The sequence below is a fragment of the Paenibacillus sp. FSL H7-0690 genome (assembly GCF_037980415.1).
GTDB classification, from domain to species: domain Bacteria; phylum Bacillota; class Bacilli; order Paenibacillales; family Paenibacillaceae; genus Paenibacillus_AQ; species Paenibacillus_AQ odorifer.
Genome location: NZ_CP150281.1, coordinates 3,571,390 through 3,591,026 on the forward strand (window position 1 = coordinate 3,571,390; position 19,637 = coordinate 3,591,026).

Consider the following 19,637-nt stretch of genomic DNA (forward strand, 5'->3'; position numbering starts at 1 on the left):
AACGTCATACTAAAACGAACAGGCAACGATGTCGCTGAACCTTGCTAAACCTGATATTGAATGCAGCCAACAGTTAGCAGGCCTAATCATAGAAAAATGAACAGTGTTTTGAAGGGAGCAGTAAAGAATGGCAATTGATACGGTGCTATGGAGCAGGCTGGTGACAGGCTTGACTCTCGGGTTCCACGTTATTTTTGCGACGATTGGCGTCGGTATACCGCTAATGATCGCTATAGCAGAGTTTATCGGGATTCGGAAGAAGGACCCCCATTATACACTTATGGCAAAGCGGTGGTCTCGAGGATTTGTCATTTCTGTGGCGGTTGGTGTCGTGACCGGTACAGCGATTTCACTACAGCTGGCCCTGGTATGGCCGAATTTTATGAAACTGGCTGGGAATGTCATTGCACTTCCGTTATTCATGGAGGTGTTCGCGTTCTTCTTTGAAGCTATCTTCTTGGGCATTTATTTGTATACGTGGGGTCGGTTCAAAAATCCGTATATCCATTGGCTGCTGACGATACCGATTGTCGCCGGGGCAGGCATGTCTGCCGTTTTTATTACGACGGTGAACGGATTCATGAACCAGCCTGAAGGCTTTGTCATGGAAGCAGGCCAATTCACAGCGATTAACCCGGTGCAAGCGATGCTGAATACGGCGACGTTCTCCAAAGTGTTCCATGTATTAAGCTCGGCCTATTTGACTGGAGCTGCCTTGTTAGCCGGGATTGCAGCCTTCGCGATGCTGAGAAAAGGTGTGTCCGCATACCACAAAAAATCTTTAAATCTAATGATGGCGGTCGTTTTACTATTCGGTTTGCTGAACACGTTAGCCGGTGATGTGTCTGCCAAGTTTTTGGCCGAGCATCAGCCAGAGAAGCTTGCAGCGGCAGAGTGGCATTTTGAGACGAGCAGCAGTGTGGATTTGGTACTATTGGGATGGCTGAATGCAGAGCATGAAGTTCTAGGGGCTCTTCATCTGCCGAAGCTGCTCAGCTTCCTGGCCTTTGGAGACTTTAATGCAGAGGTGACGGGGCTCGAGGAATTCCCCAAGGAAGAATGGCCACCGCTTCTCGTTCATTATCTGTTTGATTTAATGGTCGGAATTGGATTTACTCTGCTCGCGATTTCGTTTCTATATTTTCTGTTTGTGTTCTGGAAAAAGCGTAATGAGCTTAACAAGTGGATGCTTCGCATCATCGCACTGAGCGCCCCTCTCGCTTTTCTGGCTGTTGAGCTGGGATGGTTTTATGCAGAGATTGGCCGACAGCCGTGGATTATCCGTGGATATATGCGTGTTGAGGAGGCTGCCACGTCTTCACCGAATGTAAGAATTATATTCTTCGCCTTATTGCTCTTGTACATCGTACTCGGCAGTATGTGTGTAATCGTGCTGAGACGCTTGTTCAACAATAATCCGGCAGAAGCTGAGATGGAGAAATGGATGAAGGATCATCCTAATCAATTTACGGAAAAGGGGGGCACTGAATGATGAGTTACGAATTGATTGGCATCTCGGTGCTCTGGCTGTTTTTGTACGGCTATTTAATTATAGCTTCCATTGATTTCGGAGCGGGCTTCTTCGCCTTTTATGCACGTTTAACAAAGCAGGATCATCTCATTAATCGTCTGATTTCCCGATATTTATCACCCGTATGGGAGATTACAAATGTATTTTTTATCTTTTTCTATATTGGCATCGTCGGATTTTTTCCGGACACAGCCTATTATTATGGCTCCGCGTTACTTGTTCCGGGAAGCATTGCAGTGATTCTTCTTGCGATTCGCGGTTCATTCTATGCTTTTGAAAATTACGGTTCCAAGAAAAACATAGTATATCTTTTTTTGTACGGAGCTACAGGTTTGCTTATTCCAGCATCGTTGTCAGTGGCGCTAACTTTGTCTGAAGGCGGCTTTATCGTGAAGCAGGGGGAAACGGTTTCTCTAGATTACTGGGCGCTGTTTACCAATCCGTTATCGTGGAGTATCGTAGGACTGGCAATCGTGTCCGTTTTGTTCATTAGCGGCTCATTTCTGACATTTTACGCTTCTCGGGCGGAGGATCATTCCGCGTTGAAGCTGATGCGCAACTACGCCCTGTTTTGGAGCACACCGACGATAATCCTCGCACTGACAGCATTTATCTATTTGGGTCAACACAATGAGCGGCATTTTCAAAATATGATGGATTTATGGTGGTTGCTGGCACTTTCCGTTGCTTTCTTCATGATCGCGATGTGGCTGTTATATAACGGACGCCGTTACGGATTAGCTTTTATATGCGTCATGTTGCAGTTTTTCTGTGCCTTTTTTGCTTATGGGATTGGGCAATACCCTTATATTCTTGATCCGTATATCACGATTCAGAGCAGTGCAACTTCACCGGCAATGGGCTTAGCGTTAGTTATTGTGTTTATCGGCGGTCTATGCCTGTTGATCCCATCCCTTATTCTGGTCTTCAAACTCTTCCTGTTTGATGCGGATTATGTTAAAGGGAAAAAATAAAGCTGATTAATCCATTACGGTATGTTTGAGGTTTCCCTACAAGCCTATAGATAAAGGAGGTGTGATCTGTGAAGAGGAAATCCAGTCTGATTTCTCAACAAATGTCTTCACAAAGGAAAAACATGGCTCTCCTCGCAATCATTTCACTAGCGCTTGGTATAGCTATTGTGAGTCAGGCTGGACTGCTTGCTGAAGCAGTCCAACGGATTTTTGTCGAGAAAGCTTCATTTTCATCGGTTATCCTGTTGCTCGGCATACTTCTAGCTGTTATGGCTGTGCGCACACTGTTGTCTTATGGAAACGGTATAGTTGGCTTACATATGGCTGCCACTGCTAAGACAAATATGCGCGCTGCCGTGCTGCAAAACTTGACTCATGCCTCCATGCCTTCAACCCTTCGTGGACAGACGGGAGGAAAGGTCAGTGTTGCTCTGGATGCTGTGGATGAGGCCGATAGTTATTTCAGCCAATACATGCCGCGTATGATGGAAGCTGCTATCATCCCGGTTCTGATTTTGGTTGTTACATTTATCCAACATGCCAACACAGGTTTCATTCTATTGTTTACTGCTCCGTTCATCCCGCTGTTCATGATTTTGGTAGGGTTGAAAACGAAGAACAAATCCGAAGAAAAATATGCGCAACTGGCTGAGTTCTCAGGGACGTTTCTGGATTCTCTTCAAGGACTGGTGACATTGAAAATATTTGGACGGGCTTACCGTCAGCAACAGGAGATCGAGCGCAGTAGCTTGGGTTATCGTGATGCCACAATGGGCATTTTGAAGATTGCGTTTACGAATACCTTCATGCTGGAATCGATCGTAATGCTTAGCATTGGCATTGTCGCTCTTGAACTGGCCATCCAGTTGCTCGTTTTCAAAGCTATGACGTTCCACACCGCCTTTCTCGTTTTGCTGCTCGTTCCCGAGTTTTACAACCTGTTAAAGAATACGGGAACGGCCTTTCACAGCGGCCGGACAAGTATGGGTGCGGTTCGTAAGGTAGAACAGATGCTTGAGGAAACGGCAGGGGGGAGCAGGGATGCTAATGGCATTGAAGGAGCATTAACAACCGATGGAATCGACGAGATCGACAGGATGGATAAGGTCGGTGATAGGACCGACAGAATAAGCAAATTGGAACTCACCCATTCTGGAGACCTTTTAATACCGCCGTCCATCGTAATTGACCAACTCCGGTTTCAGTATGCTCCAGATTCTTTCGAGCTTAAGACGGGGCGGATCCAGCTTAGTCCAGGAGAACACATTGCCATTGTTGGCAAAAGCGGTTCCGGCAAAACGACTTTGCTTCATCTCATTGCCGGTCTGCTGAAACCAGAATCGGGAACGCTTCTGGTGAATGGAAGTCCACTCTCGCAATACGATGAAACCGAATGGTTCGAACATGTTAGCTACATTACACAGCATCCGTATATTTTTGCAGGCACATTTTCTGAAAATATTGCGATTGGTGCTCGTGGGAGCATCTCCAGAGCAGAAATTGAGCGGGCGGGGGAAGAAGCAGGACTCGCTGCGCTTACAGCCCAATTAGAGCATGGATTTGATACCTTTGTTGGTGAAGGAGGCCGGGGACTGTCTGGTGGGGAAAAGCAACGGCTTGCCTTAGCACGCGCTTTTTTGAAGCGTCCTGCTATCATTTTGTTTGATGAACCCACAGTTGGACTGGATTTGCACACCGAGCGGGTACTGCAACGCTCCATAGCCAAACTGGCAAAAACGGCTACAATGATTACGGTAGCTCACCGATTATATACGATTCAACAAGCCGACAAGATTTTGTTTATGGACAATGGAGTGTTGGTGGACTCGGGACGACATGACGAGCTTCTGGAGCGCCTGCCTCAGTATGCCGAGATGATTGATGTAGAGCGGAAAGGGGGGATATCCTCATGAATGAACTGGCTGTTCTGTCAAAGGCGATGATTCAGGAGCGCAAGGATATCATTCTTTCGATTTTGGGTGGATTTATCGCCGGCATAGCCGGTGTGGCACTCTTTTCTGCGAGCGGATATCTGATTTCGCAAACGGTATTTGCGCCACCGCTTTATACTTTAATTGTACTCACCTCCATGGTCAAACTGCTGGGTCTGCTTCGGGCGGCGAGTCGTTATGGAGAACGCTTGTATTCTCACCGGGCGACATTCTCCATGCTTAGCCGTTTACGTACATCCTTTTTTGCCAAGCTTATTCCTTTAACGCCTGGTATATTGAACAAAAATCGAAGCGGGGATCTGCTTGCGCGGATCGTTGGGGATGTGGAAAGTTTGCAAAATTATTTTTTGCGAGTCGCTTATCCTCCGATCATGGTCGTCATGGTGTTTTTGGCTACGGTGCTGTTTACTTCTACCTTTTCGATCTGGATTGCCGTTTTGTTTGTAATAGGTATGCTGGTAACGGCATTCGTTGTACCGGGAATTGTGTTACTCGGGCAGCGGAGAATACATGGACGCGTTCGTGAGCAGAGGGCGCAGCTGTCCACAGAAGTTACCGAAGTGTTGTACGGTTTCCGGGATTTAAAAGTATATGGTCAATTGGCACAGCGGGAGGAACATCTCCAGCATGCTTCCACTGTATTGGCAGCTGAGCAGCAACGAGCAGCCGGGCAACTGCTGCGCGGGCAATCGATGCACACTTTTGTTACGTTTTTCGTTTCCTGGGGAGTGCTTACGCTTGGCGCCTATTTAATTATGGAAGGAGCGCTTGCAGGCGTATTTCTTGCCATGCTGGTTATGGCATCACAAACCGTATTTGAAGAAGCGGCGGCTATGGCCACATTACCCGCGTATAAAGAGGATAGCGAACACGCAGCCAAACGACTGACGGAAACAGTTCAGACCTTTGATGAGCAGTCTTCGCAGCCAAGTGGCACATTGCCTGTTGATCATGCCGTTACGATGGAGCTATCCGATGTTACGTTTCAATATGAAGGGGAGTGGAGACCGGCGCTCAGGGATGTATCCCTGCACATTTTACCTGGTTCCAAAACGGCGATTGTCGGGCCGAGTGGATCAGGAAAATCAACGATTATCGAATTGCTGCTCAAGCTGCGAACACCAACGGCCGGTGATATACGGTTAAACGGCATTTCGGTGAAGGAACTGGATGAAACGAGCATTTGGCAAACGGCTACTGTAGTGTTTCAGCAAAGTCATTTCTTCCGGGGAACGATCCGGGACAACCTGCTGCTGAATGGAGAAGAACATGTAGACGAACAATTGTTGGATGTGCTAGCAAAAATGCAGCTGCCCGATACATCGTTGACCGATATGGTGTATGAAAAAGGGGAGAATCTGTCAGACGGCGAGAAGCAGAGGTTGGCTCTGGCGCGAGCGATGCTCCGCAAAGGACGGGTATGGCTTCTGGACGAACCCACTTCATCGCTGGATTATGTGACAGAGCATCATGTTTTGAAGCATCTCTACGCACAGGCGGCTAATGATACGCTTCTCCTGATTTGTCATCGGCTAACCGGATTGGAAGAGATGGACCAGATTGTGGTCATGGACCAAGGCAGGCTAGTCGAAACGGGGTCCTATTCGGAGTTGATGGGGCAAAAAGGCTATTTTTATGAGATGAAACAAATCGAACAGCAAATGATCGGAGAAGTTGGAGTGTAAAAAAAGCAAGAACTCCTCTGAGCATTCGATCAATCTTACCAAGCAACAGGCTAAGAATAACTTCCGGTGTAATATCGGGAGCAGTTCTTTAGCCTGTTTTGCGATTCTCGCCTAGACTATAATCCACGTTTGTCTTAAACGATGAGCAGTTCTTCAAAAACTGGTAATAAAAATCGCTTCAGAGAAAAATGCTAAACCGGCTCAAATTGTATTAGCACACGTAAATTGGAACGTCTGGAAGAAGCAATATATAAAATTAAACAGTAAAATATCCATTATATCCATTAATGATGGCATGTTGAACGATGGGGAGGTTTAATCTCGGAGAAGCCCTCAATTTACGTGACACTAAAAAGTTGATCTATTTTGCAGATCAACTTTTTAGTTTACTATGTTAAGGGAGAAGAGACATCTTGTAGGGAGATTATTTTCAATGATTATTGCTTATAAATTTGTTCTCCAAGACAGGATACCCGCGTTCATGCTCCTGCACGCCTTCATTGCAGATTCTGGGGTATGAAGTTCCTCACCCCAAGTAACATAATATCGGAATTCATAGAATCCTCCCAGTGTCGCCTTAAAGTTTGTCTCCCAATAATTATTCATGGGCCATGAGTACAGGTGGGCTGGATCATGGGCAAGCTCCGGATGGCCGCTCAGAAGACGATCCTCATAGTCTAATGAACCGATTTGAATCAGCGGCGTGTCCGGCATGGCAATCGTAATCCCTCGTCCTTCACTGATATACGCCACACCCTCATCAACACAGTAGAAATCGGCAAGGGAACCCGGGAGTTGGTCGATACGCGGTCGTACTAACGCACCGGTTTTTTCAATCCATAGTTCTTGCTGCGGTGAAGAGGGAGCACTTCCGAACGGAAGAGAAATGTATAGATTTTCTGGGTCCCATACACTTTCCTTATGCATGCGTACGGCAACATCAATTCGCGCACGATCACTGTATAAGGTGACAAGTAAGGAATAATGACTGCAGCCATTGACGCTGTATGTCAGACGAACTTTAGCGTATAGTGCGCCTTTTTCAACAATATCAACATTAACCAGTGTTCCCACAGAAGTAATTGCATCAGGGCCTCTACGATTGCGTCCCATCTTGCGCCGAACATCATACATACCAAATTCGTTAGCTGCCCGAGTCACATTATAAACAGGAGAAAATGCATGGTGATTCCGATCTGCACGAAGCAGGTTCTGATTCACGGTCTTGTCGATCCATTTCGTGATGCCAGCACCGATCTCCCATTCAAGTCTTACGTATTGCGATTCCATATATTTCGGCGTAACGTGAAGCTTCGGTGCGACTGGCGGGATGATATCCAACATACGATCCGAGCCTACATAATCTGTTCGATACGCAGTTACAGGTTTGTGATTGATAAGAGACTTGATCGTCAATTGTACCTGCTGCTTTGGCTGAAGCGTTACCGGAATGGTAAGGATGACACCGCGGTGCCCTGTAACCATTTGCACCTCATATTCAGTGCCCGTCGATTCATCCATGACTTCAAAACCGTTCTTCAATTCCGATATATTCCAGCCTTCCATAATGAGTTCAGCATAATCAGTTTGCGCAAAATCATTAGGATTATATAACTCAAATTTCATTGGACAATTAGGACGAAGCAAAGCGTCACCGCGAGCCTCAAGGATGTCGTATAAAGCGGTATGAGCGAGTGAGCTGGCATTGGCCGCATAGGCTTCTTTCCTGCAGCCAAGCTCTTGAACGAACGGATTCCAAGGTTCGGTGACCGAGGAATGATAACCCCATGTATGCTCAGCGAATAGCGCTAGCTCATATTCCATTGCTTCAAGACGTTCTTTGGAGACGATCTCGCATGCGGGATCTAATAGCTTCACCTTTGTATAGACACGCTGTGCTTCACGGAAAATCTGTACATGCATCGGCGTCGTCGCCGAGCCATCTGTCCACCAATCTGGCCAGTCCCCACGGAAGGTCTCGATTTCCTCGGGATGCTCCTCTGCATAAGCTCTCAAATCTGCAAAGAAATCGTCCAAGGTCGCCGGTTGAATCCGGATGCGTTCGCCATGCTTCTCATTCCATGGATTCACAAAATCCATCAACGCTGCGTTCGGCGAGCCGTTGTCGGTAGGAAGTCCGGACACCATCACCGGTACGAACGGGAACGTGTAACCATCAGCACCCAATTGCTGTAAATAACGATCAAAACGTGCTTCGGCCACTACAAAGGATACACCGTTTCGGACATCATGATCATCGCGAATCGTATAAGATCCGCCAATGCCTGGGGTCAATCCAAGATCATTGCCGAACATGTAATGCTCACCGCTCCAGGTGAGAATACGATCTCCTTTCGGCGTTTCCCACCAGAACGGAATCTGCTTCTTCCACAGTGGAAACATGGAATGATGCGTATGAATACATGTAATCAAATTCTCAATACCTGCATCCGCCAGCACTTGACTGTATCCCCAACCAAAGCCTGTAATGTCTGCCGTCATCGCAGAACGTACCGGGAATTGAATCGATTGTCCATAATCTGTTATCCGCTTAATCATGATAGAGAGTATCTCTTGATTTAATTGCTCACCGAAATTGAGATAGGTACCGGAGAGACCGATATAACCTTTCTTCACCGCATGAGCGAGTTCTTCTTTTTCTATGTCTGTGGCTTTCAATAGGAAGGATTCAACAGGCCAATAGGTTTCACATACCCACTTATAGCCTTTTAAGTCAGGTCTGGCGCCGCTCTCAATATCACGTACAATTTGCAGAGCCTGCCGAATATAATTGACATGATATTGACGAATTTTTTCTTGACGCTCGGTATAGCCGACATCGGTATGGGAATGTTGAATGACGTAAATTGTCCAAGGTTTGTGCTGATTCATCGTAGAGCTCCTTTCGGAATTACAGGATTATCGAATCGAGATATAAACGAAGGGAAATTATATATGAGATTGAAAATACAGCTTGAAGCGGAACAAAGCATCTTCTTCATACCATGCTTGGAAGTTCGTTCCCCATACATTGTTATGCAAATTCACATGCATACCTCCGGTAAGCGGAGCAAAAGTATGATCAAACTGAAGCAAGCGTGGCTTCCCAGGACATATAAGTGCAGCATCCAACGTATCGATTTGCACTTTTCCATCTGCTGCTGCATAGTACATCCCTTGCTGAACCGCATGCATATTGCGATTTCCACCTTGAACGACATCCAAAGGTGAGATGAGTTGTCCGATTTTGTCCAGCTTCCATTGATTTGGATTGTTCACGATCGGATTAAAGCTCATCCAAGAGGCTTCGGGAAGGCGATAGGCATCTTTGTCAAACCACTGCAGCTTGCATTCCACTGTATGCGTATGTTTTTTAAAGACATACTCAAGCGTTAATTCCCGTGGAGCGCCCATACGCTCACATGCCGCTCTCGGCATACGTAGGTTTGCAAGCACGACATCCTGCTCTTCACAAAAGACAGCCTGCAAGGACTGAAGCCTTGGTGTCATAACTTCATGTGCTATCCACTCGTGGGTTAAGTCCATCCCTGGTTTCCCAAAATCTCCGGTTGCCCACACATGCGTATGTCTCCATCTGAGATGATATTCACGATACCATCGGTCATAATCGGCCTGCGAATAAGTTTCGTAGGAGAATAAACCAATTTGATTTTTTGGACCGGCCCATGCCCGACCGCGAGCATCTTTCAGTCCGACAATTGCGCCACTATCCTCAAACACAACCTCAAAATCTCCTAATACATAAGGCTGGTCACTTGATAAGATAGTTGCATCCGTTAGAGTGCTACGAGATGGTTTCAACGCGAGCAGGGCAACTTCGGCTTTCTCTTGTCGTTCAGGTTGAAGTGCTTGGATTGCTTGTTTCAAGTATTCACGCTGTTCCTGCCAAGACTTCTCTATAAGACTAAAGGAACGTGCATTCAGCTTGGCATCGGCTTCCTCACCAAACATTTCAATCATTTCAGCGCGGGAGTTCATTTCGTAGAACCGATATTCCAGCGGGTTTAAGTTGATATCGACCTTATCGCGTTTGCGTGCTTCTTGGAAGTCATCTTTACCATAGTGGATATAATCTGCAAGATATCTTTTGATATCTACACCCCACGTATGCTCAGGAATCATAATTAACTCATCACAGAAATTGCGATATTCTTCATCGCTTTCTGTTAACGCCCCTTCTTGCAGCCACTTACTCTTCAAGCGTAGCAATTCTCGGTAACATGCTAATTTGTAAGGGTCGGTGGAAGAACCGTGAATCCAGCTATCGCCGATTTCTTCTTCTACGACAGTTAAGGTATTACGAATAGCCCATACCTTTTCGGCATACTGGTCTAATGTGGAAGCTTGTATCACTGCCTGCGGATAAGCTTCTCGCAGCTTGGCGAACTCAGCTTCAATCTGCTGCACCGTAGAAGGGCCATGATTATCATGGGTATGCGCGAAGTAAAGGATATCGTTCAAACTTTCGATGTCAAAGGTTGTGCCGTAATCTTTGCTGTAGTGGACAACAATTTCAGATCCGTCCGTATTTCGCCATAAGAACATTTCAGGAACGTGAGGAACATAGCTGGAAGGGTTAACGCCTAAGTGCAAATACTTTAGACCAGCCTTTGCCATATGCGTGATTAACGAGCGTGTATGACCGGGAACGTCCGTCATTTTGGCTGCGATCGTACGCTTGCCAAATCGCTCATCAAGTCGCGTCGCCATTTGAATGCCATAGTCAAGCAATTCGCGATCATATAACTCGGTATATGTGGTGAAAGGAAGACCATGCCATCTTAAATAATCCTTTGCAATCGCTTCTTCGACTTGTTGTCTTACTTCGTTGGAACCGTGCTTTAATAGATGATGGATTAACCATGAGCCCGTTGTCCAGATAAAGGAACCTTTCTCCGGGTTCTCGGCAAAATATTTCGCTGTTTGAATCGCACTTGGAAAAAATTGCCCCATATATCGGTCCGTCACATTTTTCGCGAAATCCGTGTAGCCAATATCCAAGTGTGTTTTGAATATAACGTGAATGTGTGTTGCGCTCTGATTCAAGTTCATCGCTCCTTCCTCATAATCACGATTTCAGTGTATAGCAATTTATCTCATTTGACTTTTCGATTTATATTGAATAGGATCAGAAACAAATCAAGCAGAGGTGGAGTATAGATTGTGGCGAATCATATCAAAAATGAACGGTGGGTATATGTCATAGAGGGAGAGAATGGCAACTCGGCTCGAGTAAAGGATTTATTGTTAATGGGGTATGACCATTTTAGCAAAGCGATGCCTTTAACGAATCATGTGCATGAGGATGCATACGAATTCGTCTATGTTGATCAGGGGGCTGTCGACTGGGAGATCGGAGACGAAACATACCATACGAATGCCCAGCAAGTTATACATACAAGTCCGGGGGAGCGGCACCGTGCCAAATTTGATTATATTGGTCCATCCACCATTTGGTGGATGATTATTCGCGACCCAGCCCGAAACAAGGAATGGTTCGGGCTTCAAGAGGAGGAGCGTCAGATCTTCGTTAATTGGATGCAGAACTGTCCACGCATTCAATTGGTCAGCAAGGACGTTGTCGTCTATTTCAAACAATTGAAGCAGCTTCTACAGAACCAGAGTACGGTACTGCTGGAATTTCAACTTCGGCATTATGTCATGGAAATTTTGCTGCATCTATTTCATCATTCGCAGCTTGTTGTGCATTCCCCAAACATGCATACCTACACGCAGCAGCTGAAGGACAGACTTCAGCAGAATCCATCTGCTCGTTATTCAATTGAACAGCTTGCAAAGGAGTTCGGGTTGAGTGAGTCGCATTTCTATCGTGTGTTCCGAGAGACGAATGGACAATCGCCTATAGTGTATATGGAACGAGTTCGTATAGATTGTGCAAGCCAGATGCTGAAGGAATCGAAGATGTCCATCACGGATATTGCCATGGAACTTGGATTTAAGACAAGTCAGCATTTTGCTACAGTATTTAAAAAAATGATAGGGGTGACACCGAAGGCCTGGAGAAAGCAGAATATGCAGCGATGAATTTGGTATTGAAATTTTGAAAACACTCGTCATATAACGGAGTGGTCATATGAACTTAAAGATTGATCGGCAGGACTTGATGAACAGGTTTATTCTCGAACGCCGGCCCGGACAGTGCTTCTCAACTAGCGCATTGGATGTACTTAAATCTTTCAAGTCAAATAAAGCGCTTAAAGCTTTCGGCAATTTGTTGATGTTTCTACGGACGCGATTCTGAGATACAGCATCGCTTACGCTACAGCTCATTAATAGTATGGAAGTTTCTCTAGATTCGTTGCATGTAATAGTGTATAAATATTGGATAAACTTATAACAATTTGGGTATTCAAACAACTCAAACAAAATAAGAAAGGAAAACTTCTATTATTAAGATAAATCTATTATGGGAGGTTTTATTATGAAGAAAAAATTGATGATTTCCTTATTTGCCTCAGCTTTACTTGTGCTTCCAGTAATACCGGTGCATAGCTTTGCAGCGGATACATCCAAACCTACGATCATAAATAACGGCCAAATTAACAACGGTCGAGTTCTCATTCCGTTACGAGCTGTTTCAGAAAATTTAGGCGCAAGTGTGGAATGGTTTCAAACGGAGAAAGAAGTAAAGATTAAAAATGGAGACACGACCCTCTGGCTTGCTGCAAATTTCAAACGCGCAATTATTGAATCACCACCGACTACAGATAACCCGGATATTCCGCACCGGGAATATATTGATATAGATACTGCCACGCAGGTCATTAAAGGAACAACCTATGTTCCGCTACGCTTTGTCGGTCAATCGCTAGGTGCAAATGTCTTATGGAACCAACAGTCTAAGCAGGCGACCATAACATTGGGGGGTAAGGAACTCGTAGTCAACATGGAGCAACAATCTATTCAAATCTCTGATAAGCAGAAAATTATGGATCCACGGTTAAAACAACTCTCCGATAAATTAAATCAAGCAGCTGATATCTCTTCAATTAAAAATATTAGTTCCTACTTCAAACCGTACTTTACCGATAAATTAATTAAGTCTATCGTTCAAAATAAAGGCTTGAATACAGCTAGTACCTATGAATCGCCTGCCTCGTCGCCAGTATACATTAACAAGACTTTAGCCACGCTTGCGCAATCGGTTATATTGGCAAATGGTCTAACAGGAGAAGATCAATATGCCGAGGATCGTACGATCACTCTCGTATTTACGAATGGTGTATGGAAGGTCGATAGCGTCAGCAAGGGGTTGAGGGTACTAATCTCAGGGTTCTCAGATTTTCAACCTCAATAATTATTCATAGGCTCCTGATATTTGAGTAAGAAAAACAAAGAAAGCCCTCACAAGAAGGGCTTCTTTGTTATGTTTATTAACATTAAAGTTTGAAAAGCAATATGTGCCAAGGGAGATGCTAAAAAACGAGGGGTTAATAAAGAAGATTTATTCTTGAGATTTTTATTGCTGTCACATTTTAGGTCGAGCTCTTCGTTGTATAGAGTGAAAGGGGGGGAGACAGCTTGAATGATACGGAGTTAAATCAGATCATTGCAGATGTGTTGGATGGGAACACAGAACAATTCGAGAAAATCATGGAGATTTATCAAAAACCGATTTTTCTCTACTGTTATCACATGCTGGGCAATTATGCCGAAGCCGAGGAAAACGCACAGGAGGTATTTTTGAAGACCTTCCGCACCTTGAAAAAATATACCCAATATCAGATGGATTTTGGTGCCTGGGTATACAAGATTGCCTACCATCAATGTATCGACATCATCCGTAAGCGAAAGTTGGTGAAATATTTGTCTTTCTTTTACCAAGATGAGAAAGAAAATAATGAAGTCGATTTGCATATTGAAGCCAACTATTTTGATGAATCCGTACATCAGGCCATGGCAAAATTATCGGCGGAAGAGCGTAATTTGTTAATCTTACGTTGTGTCGAGGATAAAAGCTATCAGGAGATCGGATTGATTCTCGGTAAAAACAGCGCCAGCCTTCGTAAAAGATACGAACGTACATCTGCAAAATTTCGAAAGTATTATGCGCAAGTGAAGGGAGTGGGAGTGTATGAATATGGACAGGGATCGGGATTTGAAAAAACTGTTTGATGACGCGCGCATTCCCGACGCCGACTTGACAGGAAAAGTAATGAGAATAATACATGCTAAGCCAAAAGAAAAGGAGAGGTTTTTTATGAAATATAAAGTTGTTCTGACTGCGTGTGTAGGGATGATGTTAATGGCATCCACGGGTTATGCGGCAGTTCAATATCATTCTTTGACGAATAAGGATGGCGAAGTCGTATATGAGACTAAATCGACGAAAGATTACGGAAAAACAGAATCGAAAGATGATATAGAGCGTTACAAGGCATTTTATGAACTTAAGGATAAGGTGCTAAAGAACGGGGAAGCTGGGCTGTTCTATATGGTTGCCAATAATCCGAATCATGAAACAATTCTTGGAACGAAGGTGACTATCTTCCAAGATCTTTCTCAATTGAGAGATAAGATTACGGATAAATCCATTAAGATCGCAGACAAAGTCAATGGAAATTATACATTCCAAAAGGCGGACGTAATCTTTAAAAATGCTCAGGAAGTGAATCCTCCTTCTTCGGAAGAAAAAAAGAAAATGGCAGAAAAGCTGAGAAAGCAGGCGGAAGAATCCAATCAGGGATATGCCATGATGCAGGTTGAAATGACAGATCAGTTTTTCCTTCTCTTTGCTACGTATCAAAATGGCGAAGATAAAATCGGGGTTAATATCACTAATCTGAGTGGAAAGAGCGATCCTACAATGTATATTGACGAGAAGGTTGAATTTAAGCAGGAGAAGGTTCAAGTGAAGGGAGTAGAAATGCTGCATACAGAATTTGCTCCTTCGCAGACGCACGAGCTGAAATGGGTATACGAGAGCCCAGACAAAAAGCTGAAATACGCCTATACTTTACGAGGTGACCTAAATAAAGTAAGCAAAGAAACCCTAATGAAACTTGCCGAAGGCTATTTGGAATAATAAATACAACAACAACGGGAATCTCCTCCCATCCAATTGGGGGGATTCCCCTCTAGTAAACCATAGTCCTTCTTCATTTTTATCATAATCGTTTCTAAGCACCGATTTTAATTCCGTGGAACAATGCAAAAGAACGGCCGCTGTTCGCATCATTTGCGACAGGGCCGTTTTTTTGTTTTTCATAGGTTAGCTGTAAATTGCTATTCTTGCCAAACACTCATAGGGTCCCATGGCTTGATCTGATTGCCATATTTTCCAGCCAAAAAAGCTTTCATGTCTTCCAGCTTAGCAGGCACCTCGTTCCAAATTGGAAAGGGTGGTAACCCTCGTTTGCTTTTCAATAGGATATCCACTGTAACATACAAGCGTTCTGGCTGAATCCAATGAAGGAAGCGGGAAATATCCATTTGCTTGGTCAGAGACAAGGAATCAATTTCGTCATTGTAATGCTTGTTGAACTCGCTAATCAGGTTTAGGAGGTATTCTCTCTGCTCCTTCACGAATTCCAGGCCACATATGGCGCCATGTCCTGGAACAACGATTTCGGGTTTAATTTCATCAATAATGCGATCAAGCACTTTAACCCAATTGAGGGTTCCCTCTTCACTGTATGCCGTACATCCGTTAAACACGACATCGCCAGCGAACAGCACTTTTTCTTTTGGCATCCACAACAGCAAGTCACTATCAGAGTGGGCTGGAGCTACGTTGTAAATCATAACTTCCGTATCGCCAAGACGGATGTTGATATCGTCCTTTATCTCAATATTCGGGAGCACCCATTCTACGCCTTCCAGGTCAAATCCTTCAAATTCCGCTGCAAAAAACCGCTCGCCCGGAGTCGATTCCGGAGAATTCTTTCCTCTTCTAATGACGCTGTCCATCCAAGCGATATTTTCGGTGAGACGCTCTCTGGAGGCTTCCTTGTGCATAATAATGCAAGCATCTTCAAACACTTTGTTTCCCCAGGCATGGTCGCTGTTATAGTGCGAGTTCACCACATATGCGGGAGAGCCGCCGTTGCTTACATCCATAAAAGCCTCCCGCATTTCCCGCGCATGGAACAAATCGAAAAACGTGTCATACACCAACCCGTCACCCTTGTTGATGAATCCGGCATTGGCCCAACTGATCCCACGATACGGCGAAATACCAGCAAAGACGCCATCTGCGACTTCAAAAAATTTAACGCGAGGTTTTTGGATAATACGTCCATACTTCATAAAAATTCTCCTTTACGTATATGTTTTTAGGATAAGGCATAATGACTATGGCTTTATTATAGAGAACGGAAAACAAAAATGCAAGCATGTACTTGCATGCATTTATGCTGTACGATATGATAGTAACAGAACAACATCACACTACATGTATGGAGGCGCTGCAACATGAAGCTAGTAACCTTTCAAACCAAAATATCCCAGGAACCTTTGTTTGGGCTTGTAATTAACGAGAAATTTGTCGTGTCTTTTGCCGCAATCATGAAAAAGCAGGGAACATTCGTTGACAGTCTTGAAAGTATGGACAGCTATCTTCATTATTTGCCGGCAAGTTATGATGCCGCTAAGGAATTGATGCAATACGCTGTCGAACAGTCGCATCAATTTAATGAAAATGAAATCTGCCCGATTGTAGCGGTAAAACTGCTGCCGCCAGTTCCAAATCCGGCTGCGCTTATCGATTTCGGGTTGACGCCAAGACATCTGAGAAATGCTGGCGTAAATCTGCTGCAAAGAGAATATACAGGGCCGGAAAGAGAAGAGCTTAAACAAAAAATCGCTGAAAAATTCCAGCAAGATCCGAATAAAGTAACTTTCAGTTATTACAAATGTAACCATAATGCATTAATTGGCGATGGAGATACAATTCATTGGCCTTCGTACTCTTCCTACCTGGATATTGAGCCGGAGCTGGCCTTTGTTACAGGGATGGAGAACTGCATTGCAGGTTATGTTATTTTTAATGACAGTACTGTCCGTGATGTGCAATGGCCGGATTTCCAGGGGCTGACCGGACCGACGCGCTGCAAAGATTTTGATCGCAGCAAAGGCATAGGGCCATTTCTGGTTACGCCGGATGAAATCGACAATCCGCTGGTACTGGATGTGAATGTATGCATCGGGGAGAGACTGCACTGGAAGGGGAGCACATCCGAGTATTCTGCACACCCTGCAAAAGTGATGGAGGAGGTTCTCAAAGTTTTCACGCCGCTCCCGGGCACGATTATAGGAATGGGGACGATACCGGATTGCTGCGCAATCGAGACCGAAGAATGGCTGTTGCCCTCTGACCGAATCCAGATTACATTTGATAAATTAGGCACGCTCACGCAATTGGTGCCTGATCATGTCAAGATTACGGAACCAAGCCGCTGGGAAAAAAGAAGCGATTTGCCTTAAAAAACGTTTATCAAAATGATGAACCCCGACCCTGCTGCATATGCAGAACTTGTAGTAGAATAGGATTAACATATGCAAAAGGAGAACTACAATGCAAAAGGAGAACTACAATGCAAACTTCAGACAGAATCATTGAAGCCGCGACACAGCTCATCAAAAAGAATGGCTATCGGGGAGTAAGCACCAAAGCCATTGCAACGGAAGCTAAAGTCAATGAATCTACGATTTTTCGGCAATTTGGAAGCAAGCAAGGCATATTGGAAGCCATCATTGAAAGACATTCGGATATTCCGCAATTTGAGAAGCTGTTAAAAGAGGAAGCGACCGATAATCCGGAAGTCGATCTGCTGAATGTAAGTCAGCAGTACCGTTTATTTTTCCATAAAAATGCGGACATCATTTTGATTGGCATCCGCGACAAAGGAATGCTTCCCGAATTAGACAGAGTGCTCGCCGATCCGCCGGCGAAGCTTCACTCCTTGCTGGTTGAATATTTTGAACGATTGCAGAAGAAAAAAGTTATCGCCAGACAGGATGAGCGTCTTGTCGCAATGTCTTTTCTCTCGATGTGCTACGGATTTCAGATGAGTGAGCTGATTCACCGGCAATATCAATCCCAATTCGTCACCGAGGAAGAGTTCTACAAGCATAGTGTCTCATTGTTTGTTAAAGGAATTTTAGCCCAGTCATAAGCATTATTGATTTATATATTGGGAAGTCTAATCTTACGTGAACAGGGATGGAGGATACCTTTTTTTTGCTCATGAATGTAGTTTTTAGTAATGGAAAATAAAATACGTGGATGCATTATATAGAAACTGACCATTAATTAAGCCCAATTTTTTTAGGGGCTTTTTTTTTTGGGGACTCAGGATTGTATTTAGTCTATACCCAAACTTTCGAGTCAGAGTTATTGTACGAGCTTAAATGCAAGACAATCATGCCTATTGCATTGGAATTATCCAGGGCTGTACTTACTTAATATCTTATAAGAAATTCTTGAAATTACAGAAATTTATCCAGTAGGGGGATGCTATTATACAAATACAAATAAAGACGAGGTGATGATATGCAAGCAAAATTGGCAGCGGACGCCATTCCCCTCCCCAAAAAGCGGAACTCATGGATAAGGACGATAAAAAAGTATAAAGTGATGTACGCTCTCTTGTTCCCGGCATTAGTTTACTTTGCCGTATTCAAATACATTCCTATGGCGGGAATCATTATTGCCTTTAAAAACTATAACCTAGCTTTGGGACTATGGGATAGCCCATGGGTGGGATTTAGAAATTTTACAGATTTTATGAACGGCGTTTATTTCTGGGACATCATGAGAAATACGATTATAATATCCCTGTATAAGCTGTTGTTCGGTTTCTCAGCTCCTATCATACTTGCTTTGCTGCTCAATGAAGTTTATACCCAATGGTTTAAGAAAATCGTTCAAACGATCACTTATTTACCCCACTTTCTATCATGGGTCATTGTTTATGGAATGATGGTGGCATTATTAGCCCCAGGGGATGGTCTTTTTAACATGATATTGAAGGAAACTGGAGTTGAACCCATCTCATTCCTAACGGAACCTGCCTGGGGCAGACTGCTGATCATCTTATCTGAAATATGGAAGGATATTGGATGGGGAGCGATATTGTACCTTGCAGCATTAGCAGGAATCGATCCAAGCTTATATGAAGCGGCTAGAATTGATGGCGCTTCCAAGTGGAGACAGCTATGGCATGTAACACTTCCCGGCATTCGAGGCGTGATGATTCTGATGCTGATCCTTAAATTAAGCCATATTCTGGATGCTGGTTTTGACCAAATATTCATGTTTGCCAACAGCTTTAATCAGGAGAAGATCGACATTATCGACACATGGGTATACCGTGAAGGGCTCGAGCGACTTAAGATTGGCTTGGCTACTGCTGTGGGATTATTTAAAGCGGTCATCGGATTTGTTTTAGTGTTGGCAGCGAATAAGCTCGCCAAAAAATTCGATGGGCAAATTTGGTGAGGTGGTTATCAA

At 44.3% G+C, this 19,637-nt stretch carries 14 protein-coding genes; 11 read left to right on the forward strand and 3 right to left on the reverse strand.

The window, feature by feature from the left end:
- The first annotated feature begins 127 nt into the window (after positions 1-127).
- From MHI32_RS15740 to cydC, 4 genes are all read left to right on the forward strand, one after another.
- Positions 128-1,492, forward strand: a complete 1,365-nt coding sequence (locus MHI32_RS15740) for a cytochrome ubiquinol oxidase subunit I (protein ID WP_076126520.1) — start codon at positions 128-130, stop codon at positions 1,490-1,492.
- Positions 1,489-2,505 carry a cytochrome d ubiquinol oxidase subunit II gene (locus MHI32_RS15745; RefSeq protein ID WP_076126522.1) on the forward strand — a complete coding sequence of 339 codons (1,017 nt, stop codon included), beginning with the start codon at positions 1,489-1,491 and terminating at the stop codon, positions 2,503-2,505. The genes MHI32_RS15740 and MHI32_RS15745 overlap by 4 nt, the downstream gene beginning before the upstream one ends.
- A gap of 68 nt (positions 2,506-2,573) precedes the next feature.
- The gene (gene cydD / locus MHI32_RS15750) at positions 2,574-4,418 is read left to right on the forward strand and encodes a thiol reductant ABC exporter subunit CydD (RefSeq protein WP_076126523.1); all 1,845 of its coding nucleotides are present in this window, start codon (positions 2,574-2,576) and stop codon (positions 4,416-4,418) included.
- Positions 4,415-6,142: a thiol reductant ABC exporter subunit CydC gene (cydC, locus tag MHI32_RS15755; RefSeq protein WP_076126525.1), complete on the forward strand. Its 1,728-nt coding sequence runs from the start codon at positions 4,415-4,417 to the stop codon at positions 6,140-6,142. Before cydD ends, cydC begins: the two co-directional genes overlap by 4 nt.
- A 444-nt stretch (positions 6,143-6,586) precedes the next feature.
- On the opposite strand, the gene MHI32_RS15760 is transcribed toward cydC, so the two are convergent.
- Both MHI32_RS15760 and MHI32_RS15765 read right to left on the reverse strand, forming a co-directional pair.
- A complete protein-coding gene (locus MHI32_RS15760; RefSeq protein ID WP_076126527.1) occupies positions 6,587-9,034 on the reverse strand; it encodes a hypothetical protein in 2,448 nt (815 codons plus the stop codon).
- Positions 9,035-9,091: 57 nt separating this feature from the next.
- Entirely contained in the window at positions 9,092-11,209 is a 2,118-nt protein-coding gene (locus MHI32_RS15765; protein ID WP_256715782.1) for a DUF5054 domain-containing protein, read from the reverse strand.
- Positions 11,210-11,326: 117 nt separating this feature from the next.
- Between MHI32_RS15765 and MHI32_RS15770 the strand changes: the two genes are divergently transcribed.
- The 4 genes from MHI32_RS15770 to MHI32_RS15785 all read left to right on the forward strand — a co-directional run bounded on the left by MHI32_RS15770 (position 11,327) and on the right by MHI32_RS15785 (position 15,209).
- Positions 11,327-12,208: an AraC family transcriptional regulator gene (locus MHI32_RS15770; protein WP_076126531.1), complete on the forward strand. Its 882-nt coding sequence runs from the start codon at positions 11,327-11,329 to the stop codon at positions 12,206-12,208.
- Positions 12,209-12,605: 397 nt separating this feature from the next.
- On the forward strand, positions 12,606-13,481 hold the full coding sequence (locus MHI32_RS15775) for a stalk domain-containing protein (protein WP_076126533.1): 876 nt from the start codon (positions 12,606-12,608) through the stop codon (positions 13,479-13,481).
- 224 nt (positions 13,482-13,705) lie between these two features.
- Positions 13,706-14,299 (forward strand): RNA polymerase sigma factor, encoded by a 594-nt coding sequence (locus MHI32_RS15780; RefSeq protein ID WP_076126535.1) that lies wholly within the window; start codon positions 13,706-13,708, stop codon positions 14,297-14,299.
- Positions 14,300-14,384: 85 nt separating this feature from the next.
- Positions 14,385-15,209, forward strand: a complete 825-nt coding sequence (locus tag MHI32_RS15785; RefSeq protein ID WP_076126537.1) for a hypothetical protein — start codon at positions 14,385-14,387, stop codon at positions 15,207-15,209.
- A 200-nt stretch (positions 15,210-15,409) separates the two neighbouring features.
- Here the strand turns inward: MHI32_RS15785 and MHI32_RS15790 are convergent, their stop codons facing one another.
- Positions 15,410-16,432 carry an MBL fold metallo-hydrolase gene (locus MHI32_RS15790; RefSeq protein WP_076126538.1) on the reverse strand — a complete coding sequence of 341 codons (1,023 nt, stop codon included), beginning with the start codon at positions 16,430-16,432 and terminating at the stop codon, positions 15,410-15,412.
- 165 nt (positions 16,433-16,597) lie between these two features.
- On the opposite strand from MHI32_RS15790, the gene MHI32_RS15795 reads away from it, so the two are divergent.
- The 3 genes from MHI32_RS15795 to MHI32_RS15805 all read left to right on the forward strand — a co-directional run bounded on the left by MHI32_RS15795 (position 16,598) and on the right by MHI32_RS15805 (position 19,625).
- Complete coding sequence (locus MHI32_RS15795) at positions 16,598-17,608, forward strand: fumarylacetoacetate hydrolase family protein (protein ID WP_076126539.1); 1,011 nt, start codon at positions 16,598-16,600, stop codon at positions 17,606-17,608.
- Positions 17,609-17,718: 110 nt separating this feature from the next.
- Positions 17,719-18,300, forward strand: coding sequence for a TetR/AcrR family transcriptional regulator (locus MHI32_RS15800; protein WP_076126541.1), 582 nt, complete (start codon positions 17,719-17,721; stop codon positions 18,298-18,300).
- A gap of 377 nt (positions 18,301-18,677) precedes the next feature.
- The gene (locus MHI32_RS15805) at positions 18,678-19,625 is read left to right on the forward strand and encodes an ABC transporter permease subunit (RefSeq protein WP_036677080.1); all 948 of its coding nucleotides are present in this window, start codon (positions 18,678-18,680) and stop codon (positions 19,623-19,625) included.
- Positions 19,626-19,637: the final 12 nt, after the last annotated feature.

Bases quoted from the DNA above. Each gene is read 5' to 3' on its own strand.
- MHI32_RS15740 (WP_076126520.1), top strand. From the start codon at position 128: ATGGCAATTGATACGGTGCTATGGAGCAGGCTGGTGACAGGCTTGACT.
- MHI32_RS15745 (WP_076126522.1), top strand. From the start codon at position 1,489: ATGATGAGTTACGAATTGATTGGCATCTCGGTGCTCTGGCTGTTTTTG.
- cydC (WP_076126525.1), top strand. From the start codon at position 4,415: ATGAATGAACTGGCTGTTCTGTCAAAGGCGATGATTCAGGAGCGCAAG.
- MHI32_RS15760 (WP_076126527.1), bottom strand. From the start codon at position 9,034: ATGAATCAGCACAAACCTTGGACAATTTACGTCATTCAACATTCCCAT.
- MHI32_RS15775 (WP_076126533.1), top strand. From the start codon at position 12,606: ATGAAGAAAAAATTGATGATTTCCTTATTTGCCTCAGCTTTACTTGTG.
- MHI32_RS15785 (WP_076126537.1), top strand. From the start codon at position 14,385: ATGAAATATAAAGTTGTTCTGACTGCGTGTGTAGGGATGATGTTAATG.
- MHI32_RS15790 (WP_076126538.1), bottom strand. From the start codon at position 16,432: ATGAAGTATGGACGTATTATCCAAAAACCTCGCGTTAAATTTTTTGAA.
- MHI32_RS15795 (WP_076126539.1), top strand. From the start codon at position 16,598: ATGAAGCTAGTAACCTTTCAAACCAAAATATCCCAGGAACCTTTGTTT.
- MHI32_RS15800 (WP_076126541.1), top strand. From the start codon at position 17,719: ATGCAAACTTCAGACAGAATCATTGAAGCCGCGACACAGCTCATCAAA.
- MHI32_RS15805 (WP_036677080.1), top strand. From the start codon at position 18,678: ATGCAAGCAAAATTGGCAGCGGACGCCATTCCCCTCCCCAAAAAGCGG.